10 protein-coding genes are annotated in these 14,930 nt (G+C 70.3%); 7 read left to right on the top strand and 3 right to left on the bottom strand.

What is annotated here, in order from left to right; genetic code table 11:
• Positions 1-8 precede the first annotated feature (8 nt).
• From IPL89_01485 to IPL89_01465, 5 genes are all read left to right on the top strand, one after another.
• Entirely contained in the window at positions 9-1,421 is a 1,413-nt protein-coding gene (locus IPL89_01485; protein MBK9061865.1) for a DEAD/DEAH box helicase, read from the top strand.
• On the top strand, positions 1,324-1,989 hold the full coding sequence (locus tag IPL89_01480) for a cyclase family protein (protein MBK9061864.1): 666 nt from the start codon (positions 1,324-1,326) through the stop codon (positions 1,987-1,989). The genes IPL89_01485 and IPL89_01480 overlap by 98 nt, the downstream gene beginning before the upstream one ends.
• 190 nt (positions 1,990-2,179) lie before the next feature.
• Positions 2,180-3,247 carry an SPFH domain-containing protein gene (locus tag IPL89_01475; GenBank protein MBK9061863.1) on the top strand — a complete coding sequence of 356 codons (1,068 nt, stop codon included), beginning with the start codon at positions 2,180-2,182 and terminating at the stop codon, positions 3,245-3,247.
• Between the two features lie 13 nt (positions 3,248-3,260).
• Positions 3,261-4,361: a zinc ribbon domain-containing protein gene (locus IPL89_01470; GenBank protein MBK9061862.1), complete on the top strand. Its 1,101-nt coding sequence runs from the start codon at positions 3,261-3,263 to the stop codon at positions 4,359-4,361.
• Positions 4,362-4,402: 41 nt separating this feature from the next.
• Entirely contained in the window at positions 4,403-5,932 is a 1,530-nt protein-coding gene (locus IPL89_01465) for a hypothetical protein (GenBank protein MBK9061861.1), read from the top strand.
• A 133-nt stretch (positions 5,933-6,065) separates the two neighbouring features.
• On the opposite strand, the gene IPL89_01460 is transcribed toward IPL89_01465, so the two are convergent.
• The 3 genes from IPL89_01460 to IPL89_01450 all read right to left on the bottom strand — a co-directional run bounded on the left by IPL89_01460 (position 6,066) and on the right by IPL89_01450 (position 12,146).
• A complete protein-coding gene (locus IPL89_01460) occupies positions 6,066-7,550 on the bottom strand; it encodes a DUF456 family protein (protein MBK9061860.1) in 1,485 nt (494 codons plus the stop codon).
• Between the two features lie 15 nt (positions 7,551-7,565).
• On the bottom strand, positions 7,566-9,722 hold the full coding sequence (locus tag IPL89_01455) for an alpha-galactosidase (GenBank protein ID MBK9061859.1): 2,157 nt from the start codon (positions 9,720-9,722) through the stop codon (positions 7,566-7,568).
• 288 nt (positions 9,723-10,010) lie between these two features.
• Entirely contained in the window at positions 10,011-12,146 is a 2,136-nt protein-coding gene (locus tag IPL89_01450; GenBank protein MBK9061858.1) for a S46 family peptidase, read from the bottom strand.
• A 135-nt stretch (positions 12,147-12,281) separates the two neighbouring features.
• Here IPL89_01450 and nadC point away from each other — a divergent pair, with 135 nt between their 5' ends.
• Complete coding sequence (gene nadC, locus IPL89_01445; GenBank protein ID MBK9061857.1) at positions 12,282-13,322, top strand: carboxylating nicotinate-nucleotide diphosphorylase; 1,041 nt, start codon at positions 12,282-12,284, stop codon at positions 13,320-13,322.
• Positions 13,319-14,917: an L-aspartate oxidase gene (gene nadB / locus IPL89_01440; GenBank protein MBK9061856.1), complete on the top strand. Its 1,599-nt coding sequence runs from the start codon at positions 13,319-13,321 to the stop codon at positions 14,915-14,917. Before nadC ends, nadB begins: the two co-directional genes overlap by 4 nt.
• Positions 14,918-14,930: the final 13 nt, after the last annotated feature.

Here is a 14,930-nt window from a genome sequence, read left to right as displayed (position 1 = left end):
GTCCCCACATGGCATTCACCTCGTTCGGTCTCCACCCCGACCTCCTCCGCGGCGTCAAGGAAATGGGCTTCACGCGCCCGACGCCCATCCAGCTCGACTCCATCCCGCCCGCGATGGCCGGCCGCGACCTCCTCGCCTGCGCGATGACGGGCAGCGGCAAGACGGCCGCGTTCGTCCTCCCGATCCTGCACCGGCTCATGGCCAAGCCGCGCGGCACGACGCGCGCGCTGATCCTCACGCCCACGCGCGAGCTCGCCGCGCAGATCGACGAACACCTCAAGCAGCTCGCGGTCCACACGGCGATGTCGGGCGCGGCCGTTTTCGGCGGCGTCGGGATGGGCCCGCAGGAGCACGCGTTCCGGAGCGGCGTCGACGTGATCGTCGCGACGCCCGGGCGCCTCCTCGACCACTTCCGCTTCCCGTACGCGAAGCTCGCCGGCCTGGAGGTCCTCGTCCTCGACGAGGCGGACCGGATGCTCGACATGGGCTTCCTGCCCGACATCCGCCGCGTCCTCAAGCACCTGCCCCCGCGCAGCCAGACGCTGTTCTTCTCGGCGACGATGCCGCCGCCGATCGCCCAGCTCTCGAAGGAGATGCTGAAGGAACCGATCATGGTGAACATCGAGCGGCAGTCCCTGCCCGCCGTCGGGATCACGCAGGCCGTGTACCCGGTTCCGCAGGACCTGAAGTTCGCGCTCCTCCTGGCGCTCATGAAGCGCGGCGACTTCAAGAGCGTTCTCACGTTCACGCGCACGAAGCACCGCGCGAACCGCCTCGCGGACCAGCTCACGCGCCACGGCGTCCTCTGCGAGCGCATCCACGGCAACCGCAGCCAGGCGCAGCGGACGGCTGCGCTCGCGGGCTTCAAGGACGGCAAGTTCAAGGTGCTCGTCGCGACGGACATCGCGGCGCGCGGCATCGACGTCGAGGCGCTCTCGCACGTCGTGAACTTCGACGTCCCGCACGTCCCCGAGGACTACATCCACCGCGTGGGCCGCACGGCGCGCGCCGAGCTGAAGGGCGACGCGTTCACGTTCGTCGCACCCGACGAGGAGGCCGACCTCCGCCAGATCGAGCACGCGATCGGCAAGCGCCTCCCGCGCGTAACGGTGCCCGACTTCGACTACTCGACGCGCCCCACCGAGCGCTTCGAGGTTCCGATCGCCGAGCGCATCGCCGCGATCCGCGCCCGCAAGGCGGAGGAGCGGAAGAGAGCGAAGGAGAAGGCGGACCGCCGCGCGATCCACGAGGCGGGGACGGCGGGACGGCGGGGACCCGGGGGGCCTCCCGGCCCGCGGCCCGGACAGCCGGTATCCTCGCGGCATGCCGCGCCTCGTGGACCTCAGCCACACGGTCCGCGCCGGGATGGCCACGTACAAGGGCCTGCCCGGCCCGGTCATCACAGACCACCTCAGTCGTGAGGCTTCCCGCCCGCTCTACGCGGGCGGGACGACGTTCCAGATCGGGAAGATCGAGATGGTCGCGAACACGGGCACCTACGTGGACGCGCCATCTCACCGCTGGGAGGATGGCGCGGACCTCTCGCAGCTTTCTCTTGCTTCCCTCGCGGGCCTCGACACCGTTCTCATCACGGCGCCGCATGCGGAGGGGCTCGCCGTGGGAGAAGATTTCTTAGAAGGTGAAGAGGTCCGGGGCAAGGCCGTGCTGATCTTCACGGGTTGGGCATCTCGCTGGGGCACTCCCGGATACCACGAGCGCTCGCCCCATCTGACCTTCAAAGCATCTTCTCTCCTCGTTTCTCGCGGAGCCGCCCTCGTCGGGATCGACTCGCACAATCTCGACGATACGGAGGACCTCACGCGGCCCGCGCACTCGATCCTCCTCCGCGCGGGGATCCCGGTCGTCGAGCACCTCACGAACCTCGAGGCGCTGCCGCCGCCGCCCGCCCGCTTCCGGTTTTACGCGGTGCCCGTCAAGGTGGCGGGGATGGGGACGTTCCCGGTGCGCGCGTTCGCCGAGATCCCGTAACTCCTTCGTCCGCAACGGTGAACCCGGAGGGGCTCCCGTTCGTATATTTGGATAGACTGTAGCTTCCATTTTTCACCGCCGAAGGAGGTTCCTCGTGGGCCTGCTCGACAATCTCAAGAATCAGATCGGCAACCAGCTCGGCTCGCAGTTCATCGAGATCATCCAGTGGCTGGACGACTCGAACGACGCGATGGTCTACCGGTTCCCGGTCTACAACCAGGAAATCAAGATGGGCGCGCAGCTCACGGTTCGCGAGAACCAGGCCGCGCTCTTCATCAACGAGGGCAAGGCCGCCGACCTGTTCGGTCCGGGCCGCCACGAGCTCTCGACGCAGAACATGCCGATCCTGACCACGCTGCGCGGGTGGAAGTACGGCTTCCAGTCGCCGTTCAAGGCCGAGGTCTACTTCTTCAACACGCGCCTCCTCACGGACCTCAAGTGGGGCACGACGAACCCCGTCATGATGCGCGACGCGGAGTTCGGGATGATCCGCCTGCGGGCGTTCGGCACGTACGCGATGAAGATCGCCGACCCGAAGACGTTCTTCGCGACGATCGTCGGGACGCAGGGCCTCACGACGACGGACGAGATCACGGGCCAGCTGCGCTCGACGATTCTCTCGAAGCTCTCGGACGCGATCGCCGAGTCGAAGGTGGCCGCGCTCGACATCGCGTCCAAGTACGACGAGCTTTCGGGCACCGGCAAGCAGATTCTCGCGCCCGAGTTCTCGAGCTTCGGGCTCGATCTCTCGAAGTTCTTCATCGAGAACGTCTCGCTGCCCGAGGAAGTCGAGGCCGCGATCGACCAGCGGACGAAGCTGGGCGTCCTCGGCGACAAGATGGGTCAGTACACGCAGCTGCAGGCCGCCGACGCGATGAAGATCGCCGCCGCGAACCCGGGCGGCGCCGCGGGCGCCGGCATCGGCATCGGCGCGGGCATCGCGATGGGCGGGATGATGGGGAACGCCATGGGCACGAGCATGGCGGGCGCCGGTGGCGCGAGCCCCATGGCGCCGCCTCCCCCGCCGGCGGCTCCCGGTTTCGCCGCGCCGCGCTGGTCGCTCACGGTGGACGGCAAGACGTACGGGCCGTACTCCGACGACGCCGTGAAGGGCATGGTTGCGTCGGGGCAGGTGGCCGCAGGCACGCTCGCCTGGAAGCCGGGCGCCGCGGGCTGGGCGCCGATCTCGAGCTTCGAGGAGCTCGCGGGCCCGGGATCGGCCCAGGCCCCGCCGCCTCCCCCGCCGCCGGCCCGCTGACGCGCCGCCACCCATGAACGCAGCCCCGACCGTGGCTCCCGCCGCGCCGGCGAAGCTCCGCAAGTTCCCGTGCGCCGCGTGCGGCGCGGACGTCGTGTGGAGCCCCGGCGCCGCGGCCCTGACGTGCCCGTACTGCGGCGCGAAGAAGGACGTTCCGAAGACTTCCGGGCAGGTGACGGAGCGCCCGATCGAGGAGGCGCTGAAGGGCGCGACGGATCTCGGATGGGGCATGGCGCGCAAGGCCGTGAGCTGCCGGGGCTGTGGCGCGACGACGACGTTCGACGCCGGCGTCGCGGCTTCGCGGTGCGCGTTCTGCGGCGCGCCGTCCGTCGTCGAGGCGCCGCCTTCGACGACGATGGTGCGCCCCGCGGGCGTCCTCCCGTTCCGCGTCGATCGCAACGCGGCGACCGGCCGCTTCCGGCAGTGGCTCTCGTCGCTGTGGTTCCGCCCGGACGACCTCTCACAGAAGTCGGCGCTTTCCGAGCTGAAGGGCGTCTACGTCCCGTTCTGGACCTTCGACGCGGCGACCCATTCTGCGTGGACGGCGGACGCGGGATTCGACTATCAGGTCGAGGTGCGGGTCGAGGAGAACGGGCAGATGCGCACGCGTTACGAGACGCGCACGCGCTGGGAACCGGCCGAAGGTGTCTTCGAGCACTTCTTCGACGACCTTCCAGTCGCCGCGTCACGCGGGCTCCCGCCGGACCTCGCACGCGCGATCGAGCCCTTCCCGACCGCCGACCTTCTCGCGTACGAGCCGTCGTACCTCTCGGGCTTCCTCGCCGAGGAGTACGCGGTCGGCCCGAAGGAGGCTCTCGCCTCCGGACAGCAGCGCATGACGCAGGAGCTTTACGCCCTCTGCGGGCGCGAGGTGCCCGGCGACCGTTTCCGCAACCTCGCCGTGCGCACGGCGTGGTCCGGCATCGCCTGCAAGAACGGCCTCTTCCCCGTCTGGATTGCCGCGTACCAGTACGGCGGGAAGCCTTACCGTTTCCTGGTGAACGGCGTCACGGGCAAGACGGACGGGCACGCGCCGTGGTCGTGGGTCAAGATCGGCCTCGCCGTCGCCGCGGCCGTGCTGCTCTTCATCATCCTCTCCGCAATCGCGAGATGAGGCGGGCCGCGCCGATCTGATAACTTGAGCGCATGGGGTCGATGAGCGAGGCGAGGCCGCCCGCGTCGAGACTGGCCCGGGTCGACTCGCGCCCGGTCCTTGTGACCGCGCTCGTCGTGGGATGGCTGCTTCTCTCCGGCTCCGGAGCCCTGCGCGCGCTCTTCGTCCTCGGGAGTGCCGCCACCACGTCCGCCCTCGGAACCACCGACCCGCTGGCGCGCGCGGCGGCGGCCGCTCCGGATCTCGTCTCCGACGAAACCCGGCAGGTTCTCGCCCAGCGCGAGCAGCGGGCGTCCCTGGATCGAGCCCTCGCCGTTCCGCTTCTCCTGGTCGCGACGCTCGGCATCGTCGGCGCCGTTGCGTTGCTGCGCCGCAGGACCTGGTCCCGCGCGCTCCTCCTGACCGTCGGCGTCCTGGCCCTCGGGCTCTCCGCCTTCCACGCGTACCGTTCGGTCGAAATCGGCGCCTCTCCGGCCGCCGGACTCGAAGCCGATCCGGACGCGCAAAACGCCCTCGCTCTCTTCCGGGCGGCCGCCGGTATCGGCCTCGCTCTGCAGTCGATCCCGCTGGTCATCGCCATGAGCCTGCTGCGGCATCCGATCGTCCGCGACTACCTTGGCGTTCGCACGGAGCCGCAGCCGCGATCAGGTCCCGACCCGCTTCTCGTCGTCGCCGCGTGCGCGGTGCTCGTCGCCTCCGGCGCCGTTCTTCTCTCGAAGAGTCGCGCCCCGGCGCCGGCTCCGGCAAAGAGCGCCCCGGTCTTTCATCCGCCCGAACCCGCCGAGACGTTCCGCTGGAGCGATCAGCCGATCACCTTCTCGCCGCCGGCGGGATCCTGGACGCGCGAGCGCCATGCCGAGGGCGGCCGCAAGGGCGTCTCGTTCACGCGGTACGCGACGCCTCCGAGTCGCATCATCGTGGCCGAGGCTTCCGTGGCGATTCCGCCGCGAACCGTCGAAGAGGTCCTTCCCCGGTTCCGGCTGACGAAGGAGAAGTTCCCTTCCGTGGATTCGAGCACCGTGGGAGACCCGGTGCCCGCGGCCGTCGCGGGCCTTCCCGCGTTCCAGACGGACTACACCCTGAGAGAGCGGTCCATGCAGCACCGGGGCCGCGAGTTCCTCACGGTCGTCGAGGGGCACGTGTTCGTCATCACCCTGCTCGGTCCCGAGGCGGACCTGCGCGCCTTCGAGAACCTCGTGGCATCCGTCCAATTCCCGGCCGCGGGCGGATCCGACGGCGTCGTCCGGACGACGAGCGAGGAAGCTCCTCGCGAGACGAGGGAGCGCGGCGGCGGCACGGAGCTCCGCGTGGGAAGCCACCGGGTGACCGTCCGGGTGCCGCGCTCGTGGGAGCACGTCGACTACGGGGAGCGCCAGGAGTTCCGGCGCGCCGAAGCGAGAATCGTCCTCGCCGACGGAGGCGAGCTTGCGGGGGAGATCGACGACGAGCGCGTCATCGAGCGAGCGCGGCGATTCTTCGACCACGACCTCGAGCGCTGGGAGATCTCCGCAAAGACACGCATTCGCGTGGGACCGGTGGAGGCGCTCGCCGTGGACACGGGGAGCCCCTGAGCCACGTGTTCCACAACCGCACGATCCTCTTCGCGAATGGCGGGCGGCTCCTCGTCGCGGGCACGGCCCAGGGCACCGTGGAGGCGACGAAGGGTCCCCTCGACGAGCTGGTCCGGTCGATCCGGTTCGCGAACTAGCCCGGGCGCCCCGGGCGCCGCAGCATCCGCTGCGGCTCCGTCCGCACGCGGTCGCCGACGGCCCATGCCGTGTCGGCGTCGAGAGCCTGGATCGCGCGCAGCTCCTCGCCGTCGAGCGTGCGCTCGAGCGCCCACGTCGCGCCGCCGTCCCGCGTGCGGGTGACGACGGACCGCGCGGCGCCGTTCGGAAGGTAACCCACGATCCAGCCGTCGGCGCCGGCGAATGCGACGGCCGTGAAGACCGCGTCGCGCGTCCCGGCATCCACGAGGGTCCACGTGTCGCCGCCGTCCGCCGTGCGAAGAACGGTTCCGTACTCCCCGACGAGCCAGCCGTGCGACGCATCGAGCCACGCGCCACCCCACAGGTCCGGCGCGTTCTCCGTGTTCGCCGGCGCGGGGATCGGAACGCGGGCCCACGTCGCGCCGCCGTCCAGCGTCCGGAGGAGAGCGCCGTGCTTGCCCGCGAGCCAACCGCTCCTGACGTCCGTGAAATGGAGAACGCGACCATTCGCGTGGCGCGCGGCCGAGTCCTTCCCGTCGACCACCGCCCAGGTCAGCCCCGCGTCCGTCGTGTGGAAGACGCCCGTCGCGCCCACGGCCCAGCCCTCGTTCCCGTCCCGGAAGTCGAGAGCTCCGAGCAATCGCGCCCCGGGGGCCGCCTGCGCGCGCTGCCAGCTCGCTCCACCGTCGAACGTGAGGAACACGCCGTCGCCGACCGCGCAGGCGCGCATCCGGTCGAACCCGTGGACCGCGTTGAGCCCGGACGACCGGCCGCCCTTCGTCACGCCCGTGACGTACCGCCACGTCCTCCCGCCGTCCTCCGTCCGGCCGATGACCCCGCCGTCGACGAACGGGCTCCCGCCGACGATCCAGCCGACGCTCGAGTCGACGAAGTGGAGGCCGTTGAACACGGCGTCCGTGCCGATCCGGACTTCCTCCCAGCCGCCGGATTCCCGCTCTGCGGAGACGCCCGCGGCCGCCGGCTTCGCGCGACCACAACCTGAAATCAGCAGGGCGAGGGCGAAGACGCCGAGCATCGCGAAAACGATCGCGATCTTGAGGGCGGTGCCAACCGCGAGGCCGATCCACGTCGCGACGCCCGCCCTGCCGGCCTGCTGCCAGTCCCGCCTGACGGCGAACTCGCCGATCAGGGCGCCGACGAATGGCCCGACGAGGACGCCCACGAGGCCGAGGAACAGGCCCACGACGGTCCCGATCGCCGCGCCGATCAGGGCCCCCCTGCTTGCGCCCGCCCTCTTCACGCCAAGGGTCGTCGAGAGAACGTCGACGGCGATCGTGAGCGCCGCGAGGACGCCGAGGACGGCGAGCGTCCAGGGCCCGACGCGCGCGAACCCGTCGATCCACGCGGCGACGAGGAGACCGGCGAAGACGAGCGGCGCCCCGGGCAGGGCGGGAACGACGGTGCCCGCGAGGCCCGCGAGAACGAGAAGGAGCGCGAGGATCCAGAGTGCGACGGTCAAGACGGAGCCGGAATGCTACCGCCTAATCAGCGTGACCAGCGCCGCGCCGTCCGCCGGCGCGATCCCGAGCGTGATTCCTCCGCTCATGAGGTTGGCGCCGGTGTCGGTCGGGAGAACCTGAGGCGCGCGCGCATTCGAGAGGTTGGTGCTCACGGACACGTCGTAGAGCGCGCTCGCCGTGAGGCCCACCGGAAGGACGCGCGCCGCCGCGTTCGTGCCCGTGGCCGGCGCCGTCCCCGGCGCGCTCCAGACCACGATCGTCCCAGCGCCCGACTTCGACTCGTAGCTCTCGACGGCCGCGATCGGGCCCTCGCCGGGCTGGGCCGTCAGGTGGTAGACGGCGCCGTCGCGGTGGACGACGCGCTTCTGCTTGAAGAGGGCAATCGCCGCCTTCGCCGCCGATTCGGTTTCCTGCGTCCAGTCCCCGATCCGGCCCATGAGGAGGAACGGCCCGCCGGGAAGCGCCGACAGGAAGCGATACGTGTCCGGCGAGCCGTCGTCGCCGACGTACTTGTCGAGGTAGCGCGGCGGCACGAGGTAGGTGCCCCCGAAAATCGCGCGCTGGTTTCCGTACGCGTCGTTGCGATCGCTCGTGGCCGACGTGTCGTGCCGCGCGACCATTCCGAAGTCGAACAGGGCCCCGCCGTCCCAGCAGTTCTCGAGGACGAGCTTCGGGTGCCGCTTGCGGATCTCGTCGAGCACCGCGTAGTAGCCGGCCGTCGACGCCCACCAGCCGTCGCCCGCCTGGTGGGAGTGCCCCGGCGCGTCGCAGCCCGTGATGACCGTGAAATCGTGGACGAGCCAGTCGAGCGAACCCTCGGCGGCGAGGCGATCCACCTGCGCGAGAATCCAGGCCCTCACCCGCGGGTCTGCGAGGCAGAGCGCGACGCCGTCCATGTCCGTGGCGACCGGCTCGCCGCCGACGCGCGCCAGCCAGTCCGGGTGCTCGAGGGCGACCTGGGAGAGCGGGTCCGCCGCACCGAGCGCGATCCAGAGGCCGAAGCGCATCCCCTTTCCGTGGGCGCGCGCCGCGAGGTTCTTCAGCCCTCCGGGAAACTTCAGGGCGTCCGCAACCCAGTCGCCCATGCGGGGATACCAGCCCGCGTCGACCGTGAAGACCTCGACGCCCAGCCATGCCGCCCGGTCGATGAGGTCTTCGACCTGCGGCTCGACGATCCCGTAGCTGTATCCCCACGTGTCGAACCCGGCCCACGGGAAGTCCGGCGCCGGCAGGGGCGGCGCGATGCGCCGCGTCACGAACGCGCGTGTCGCGGCGCCGGCCGCGTCGAGATTTCCGGAGAAGACCCCGAAGAACGCCGTGGGCGACGTGAACGTCGCCGCGGCCGCCAGAAGGTGCGCGAACGTTGCGGGAGCGAATCCGATGCCGAGGCCCGTGCTCCCGTCGGCCGCCGTCGCGGCCGCGAGAAGGCCGGGACCGCTCCACTCCCAGCCGGCGAAGACGCCGGCATTCCATTTCGCCGAGCGCAGCGCGAGCCACGCCGCCTGGTTCCTGCCGGGTCCCGTCCGGGCCTTCACGCCGGTCCCGGGCTTGAGCGTCGCCTGCGAGGTCTGGAAGGACGTCGCCGGCTGCCCCCAGTTGAAGTTGTTCACGGTCAGGGACGTGAGCGTGCCGCCGGCCGCGGTGAGGCCGGCGTCGAGGCCGTCGACGGCCTCGAGGAGGATTCGCTGCGTCCCGGTGTTCGTCACGGCGACCGAAGAACGGAAGACCGGCGACTCCGTGTAAGAAACGAGGGACCACGTGACGGAGACCGGCGCCTCGCGCGAAGCAAGGACGAGGTCGAAGCGCATCGTGCCGTCCGAAGCGGGCTTGGACGTCGCGCGCACGAGGTCCCACGTCGACCCCTCGGTGAGCGTGACAGGGTCGAAGCCGGCGGGGTCGGCGTCCGCCGGGGCGTCGGGCGAGGAGACGCGCAGGACGACGCGGAAGCCGAGACCGCCCGCCGCAGACGCCCAGTCCAGGCTGCGCGAGCGATCCCTCAGGCCCATCGTGACGATCCGGCCGTCGCCCGTGTACCGAAGGCCGGTCGACAGGAGAGAGTTGCCAACGGTCCACGAGCGGCCGTCTTCGGGGGATGGCGCCCCGGAAGTCGCGGCAAGCGCCTGCCCGGCCACGATCGCGGCCAGGACGACGAAAAGGGCGCTCTCAGCCACTTTTTTCGACCGCGAAGTCATTCCATCGCCACTTTCTTGCCGCCAGCGGCCTGGAGTTGAGACGCAGGCTCTTCGAACCCGGGTTACGCAAGGAGCGAACCGGACGCGATCCGGAAAACAAATGTGTGCCTGGTGACACACAATTTCATGACGCTGGTTGCCACCCGGAAGTGTCGGTGGAGGGGCCTCGCCTAACGCCCGCCCGAATACCGCCCGCCACCGGCGCAACGAAAGGGCCGCCCGAGGGCGGCCCGAAAAATGGCAATTTGGCTCGACGAGGCAGGGGAACTAGGGAGCAGCTTTCACGTCGAGGCTCGGAGCCTCGCCGATCTCCTTGAGGAGGTTTGCCGCGCCGTCCACCTCGGTCATGGTCCAGAGCATGTAGCGGCTGTCGACGTGGATGGAGCGCGTGCGCGCGGTGTCGAAGAGGTAGTCCGACGCCACCGTGTCGAACGTTCCGTCGAACAGGAGGCCGCAGAGCTCGCCCTTCGCATTGAGCGTGGCCGAGCCCGAGTTGCCGCCCGTCGTGTCGACGGTCGAGAGGAAGTTCACCGGCACGTCGTTCAGCTTCGGGTCGACGTAAGGGCTCGTCTTGCCGGCGCGCAGCGCCTTGATCGCGTCGAGCTCGGCCTTCGGGGCGTTGAACTCACCCTTGCCGGTCGCCTTCTCGGCGACGCCCGCGAGCGTCGTCTGCGGCGCGTAGAGGAGTCCGTCGCGCGCCGGCACGCCGAGGACCTTGCCGTACGTGACGCGGAGCGTGGAGTTCGCGTCCGGCGACACGAGGCCGCCGTTCTTCGCGAGAAGGGCCTCGGCGTACCGCGGCCCGAGCCGGTACATCGCGCCCTCGCGCTCCTTGTTCTTCTCGCGGTTCGTCTCCTGCAGCGGGTAGAGCCCGGCGGCGAGCGTCAACATCGAATCCTTCGTCGCGACGAGATCCGAGGTGGACTTGTCGAAGAGCGACATCCGGAAGTCCTTGTCGTAGATCTTCGTGCCCGCGATCGTGCGGTCCAGCCACGCGTCGATCGCCTTGCCGGCGTCGGCCTCCGCCATTCCCGGCTTCAGGCCGATCTCCTTGTCGAGGACGTCGATCCGCTGGTCGGCCGCGAGCTTCGCGACGTCGGCGAGCGCGTACGCCAGGAGTGCGCGGTCGGCTTTCGGGGAGAGCGTGCGCTGCGCACGCTCCTGCGACTCGCGCAGGCGGCTCCAGTTGCGCTCCTGGAAAGCCGGATCGCGGTCGGCGTCCTTCTTCGCCTTTTCGATCGAGTACCGGTAGAGCGTCTGCGCCGAGCCGAGCCCCGATCCCATGACGCCCGACATTTCCATGAGGAGCGCGTTCCTCTCGCGTGTCCTCGCGCGCTCGGCGGTGAGCGCGCTCATCGCGGGGATCACGTCGCCGTACTTCGCCTTGCGGGCGGGGTCGGCGTCGATCCACTTCACGAAGTCCTTCTCCATCCTCTCCTTGTCCGAGAGGAGCCCGCCCTTGACCATCCCCTGCAGGACGCCCTTGTTCTTCGTGAGGCCGTTGTTGAGGCCGCGGATCGCCTGCGCGACGCGCAGCGCCGTCTCCTTGTCGTCCTTGCCGAGCTTCTCGAGGATCGCGATGCGGTCGGTGGAGCGTCTGATCGAGCGCGGGAGGGTCCACTCGACCGTCTCCCGGACGTCCTCGTACGGATTGAGACGGGCCGTCCTGCCCGGGTAGCCGGCGACGAACACGAGGTCGCCCGGGTTCGCGCCCGCGGGCGAGACCTTGAGCCAGTGCTTCGGCCTGTACGGAACGTTGTCCTTCGAGAACGGCACGGCCTTCCCGTCCTTCGAGACGTACGCGCGATAGAAGGACCAGTCGCCTGTGTGGCGCGGCCACTGCCAGTTGTCCGTCTCGCCGCCGAAGTTCCCGATGCCCGCCGCCGGCGCGTAGACGAGCCGGACGTCCTGGATCTCCATCTGACCGAGCTCGAACCACTTGAGCCCTTCGAAGAACGGCGCGACGCTGCACCGCAGGCCGGCCTTCTCGCACTCGGCCGTCTTCGCCTTGACGCGCTGTTCGATGGCGTCGAAGCGTTTGCGGTCCGTGAGCTTCGGGTCGAGCTTGCCGGTGATCTCGTCCGTGACGTCCCTGACGGAGACGGTCACGAAGACGCGCGAGCCCGGGCCGTTCCAGAGCTCGTCCGCGCGGGTCTTCGCGAGGTAGCCGTCGACCATGAGGTTGCGGTCGGGCTTCGAGTTGTACTGGAGCGCGCCCTGCACGCAGTGGTTGTTCGTGACGATGAGGCCGTCGGGCGAAACGAACGAGGCGCTACAGCCGCCGAGCGAGACGATGGCGCCCATCGGCTGGCCCGTCAGGTCTGCGAAGGCCTGCGGGTCGCCCTGGAAGCCCATCTCCTTGAGACGCGGGGCGAGCTGCGGGATCTGCTGGGGCATCCACATGCCTTCGTCGGCGGCGGCGCCGGCGGTCAGAAGCACGAGGACGCTCGCGAAGACGAGGCGTCCGGAACGAACGATCACGGGATTCTCCTTTGAAAACGACGTGGCGCGCCCGCGGGGCGCGCGAAACACTCGATTATGCTCCGCGAAATCGGCCCCGACATCCCTATCATTTGCATCGGTTCGTCCCGCCGGCCCGCCCGCCCTAAAGTATTCTGTGCGGGCGTGACGAAGCTCTCCCGGGACCTCGCGGAAGACCTCGACGACCTGCTGTCCCGCGCGTTCGCCGAGGACGGCGAGGACGTGACCTCGCTGGCCGTCTTCGGGCCGGCCGCCCGGCTCTCGGCCCGGATCGTGTGCCGCGAGCGCGCCGTCGTCGCCGGCGCCGCGTTCCTCCCCCGCCTCTTCGCCTTCCTCTCGCCGCCGGCGCGCGTGACCGTTCTCGTCGCGGACGGAACGCTCGTCGCCCCCGGCGCGGTCCTCGCGGAGATCGAGGGCCCCGCCATCACGGTCCTCGCGGCCGAACGCACGGCGCTGAACCTCCTCCAGCGCCTGAGCGGCGTCGCGACGAAGACGCGCGAGTACGTGGACGCGCTGAAGGGAACGAAGACCGTCCTCCTCGACACGAGGAAGACGACGGCCGGGCTGCGCCGCCTCGAGCGCTACGCCGTGCGCTGCGGCGGCGGCACGAACCACCGCTACGGCCTCGCGTGGGGGTTCCTCGTGAAGGACAACCACGCCGACGGCGCCGGCAGCGTGTGGGAGGCGACGCGCCGCGCGAAGGACTTCCGCGCGCTCAACCGGAAGCTCGCGCCGCTCCTCCTCGAGGCCGAGGCCCGCACGCGCGACGAGGTGCACCAGGCGCTCGACGCCGGCGCCGAGCGCATCCTGCTCGACAACATGACGACCGCCGCGATCGCGGAGGCCGTGGAGGACGTTCACCTCTACAACGAGGCCACGGGCGCCCGCGTCACGACGGAAGCGTCGGGGCGCATGACACCCGGGACGGCACGGGCCGCGGCGGAAGCCGGAGTCGATTTCGTCTCGGCGGGCGCCATCACGCATTCGATTCGCGCGATCGACATCGCCCTCGACGTCGACACGACCGCCCCGAAGAACTCGAAGAAGAAGATTTCCTTGAAGGTGAAGAGAGGGAAGAAGACGAAGAGGGTCCCATGACCTCCTTCCCCTCCCGCCTGCACGTCCCGGTCCTCGTCCTCGGTTCGGGAATCGCGGGCCTCTCGACCGCCTACCGCCTCGCGCGCCGCGGCGTCAAGGTCCTCGTTCTCACGAAGGCGGCGGACCCCGCCGAGTGCAACACGGCGTGGGCGCAGGGCGGGATCATCTACTTCGGCAAGGGCGACTCGCAGGCCTCGCTCGCGAAGGACATCCTCCGCGCGGGCGCCGGCCTCTGCCGGCCCGAGGCCGTCGAGCTCCTCGCGCGGCGCGGGCCCGAGGTCGTGAAGAGCGTCCTTCTCCGCGACGCCGGCGTGCCGTTCTCGCGCACGCGCCGCGGCGACCTCGACTTCACGCGCGAAGGCGCCCACTCGGTCGCCCGGATCGTCCACTCGGCCGACGCGACCGGAAAGGCGATCGAGACCGCGATGCTCGCGCGCCTGAAGACCGAGAAGAACGTCACGGTCTGGACCGAGGCGACCGCGATCGACCTCATCACGGCCCGCCACCACTCGACGAACGTGGCGCAGCGCTACGCGCTTCAGGACCCCTGCCTCGGCGCGTACGTCCTCGACGCGGACGCCCGCGTCCACACCGTCCTCGCGGAATTCACGGTCCTCGCGACCGGCGGCGTCGGGCGGCTCTTCCTCCACACGACGAACACGCGCCACGCCATCGGGGACGGCCTCGCGATGGCCGAGCGCGCGGGCGCCGCGACGTTGAACCTCGAGTACGTGCAGTTCCACCCGACGGCGCTCTACCACGAGGACGCGGAGGGCTTCCTGATCTCCGAGTCGCTGCGCGGCGAGGGCGCGGTCCTCGTGAACCGTTCGGGCGAGGCGTTCATGCGCCGGTACGACCGCCGCAAGGACCTCGCGCCACGCGACATCGTGACGCGCGCGATCGTCACGGAGATGACCGAGCGCGGCGACCCCTGCGTCTACCTCGACCTCGCGCGGCACTTCAAGTCCCACGACGGCCTCGGAATCCGCGAGCGTTTCCCGATGATCGCCGCGCGCTGCGCGGCGCTCGGCATCGACATTGCCAACGAGCCGATTCCGGTCGTCCCCGCCGCGCACTACCACTGCGGCGGCGTCCTCGTGGACCTCGACGGGCGTACGACGATCCGCCGCCTTTACGCCGTGGGCGAGGCGAGCTGCACGGGCGTCCACGGCGCGAACCGCCTCGCGTCGACGTCGCTCCTCGAAGGGCTCGTCTGGGGAGACGCAGCCGCGACCTCGATCGCGGCGCGCCTGAAGAAGGAAGGGCGGCAGCCCGCGGGCGCCTTCCGCGCGATCCCGGACTGGATGTCGCCAGGCGACGCGGCGAACGAGGACCCGGCGCTCCTTCAGCAGGACTGGGCGACGATCCGGAACACGATGTGGAACTACGTGGGGATCGTGCGGACGACCGCGCGCCTCGCCCGCGCCGTCGCGGACCTGCGCGACCTCGAGAAACGCATCCTGCGCTTCTACGAGGTCACGAAGATCAGCAAGGAGATCGTCGACCTGACGCACGGCGTCCGCGCGGCGCACGCGATCGCGACGGCGGCCTTCAAGAACCCCGTCTCGAAGGGCTGCCACTACCGGGAGAACTAGCGGCCAGGGGCCT

The sequence above is a fragment of the Acidobacteriota bacterium genome (genome assembly GCA_016716715.1).
Taxonomy (GTDB): Bacteria; Acidobacteriota; Thermoanaerobaculia; order UBA5066; family UBA5066; genus Fen-183.
This window is presented reverse-complemented; position numbering and strand designations above follow the sequence as displayed.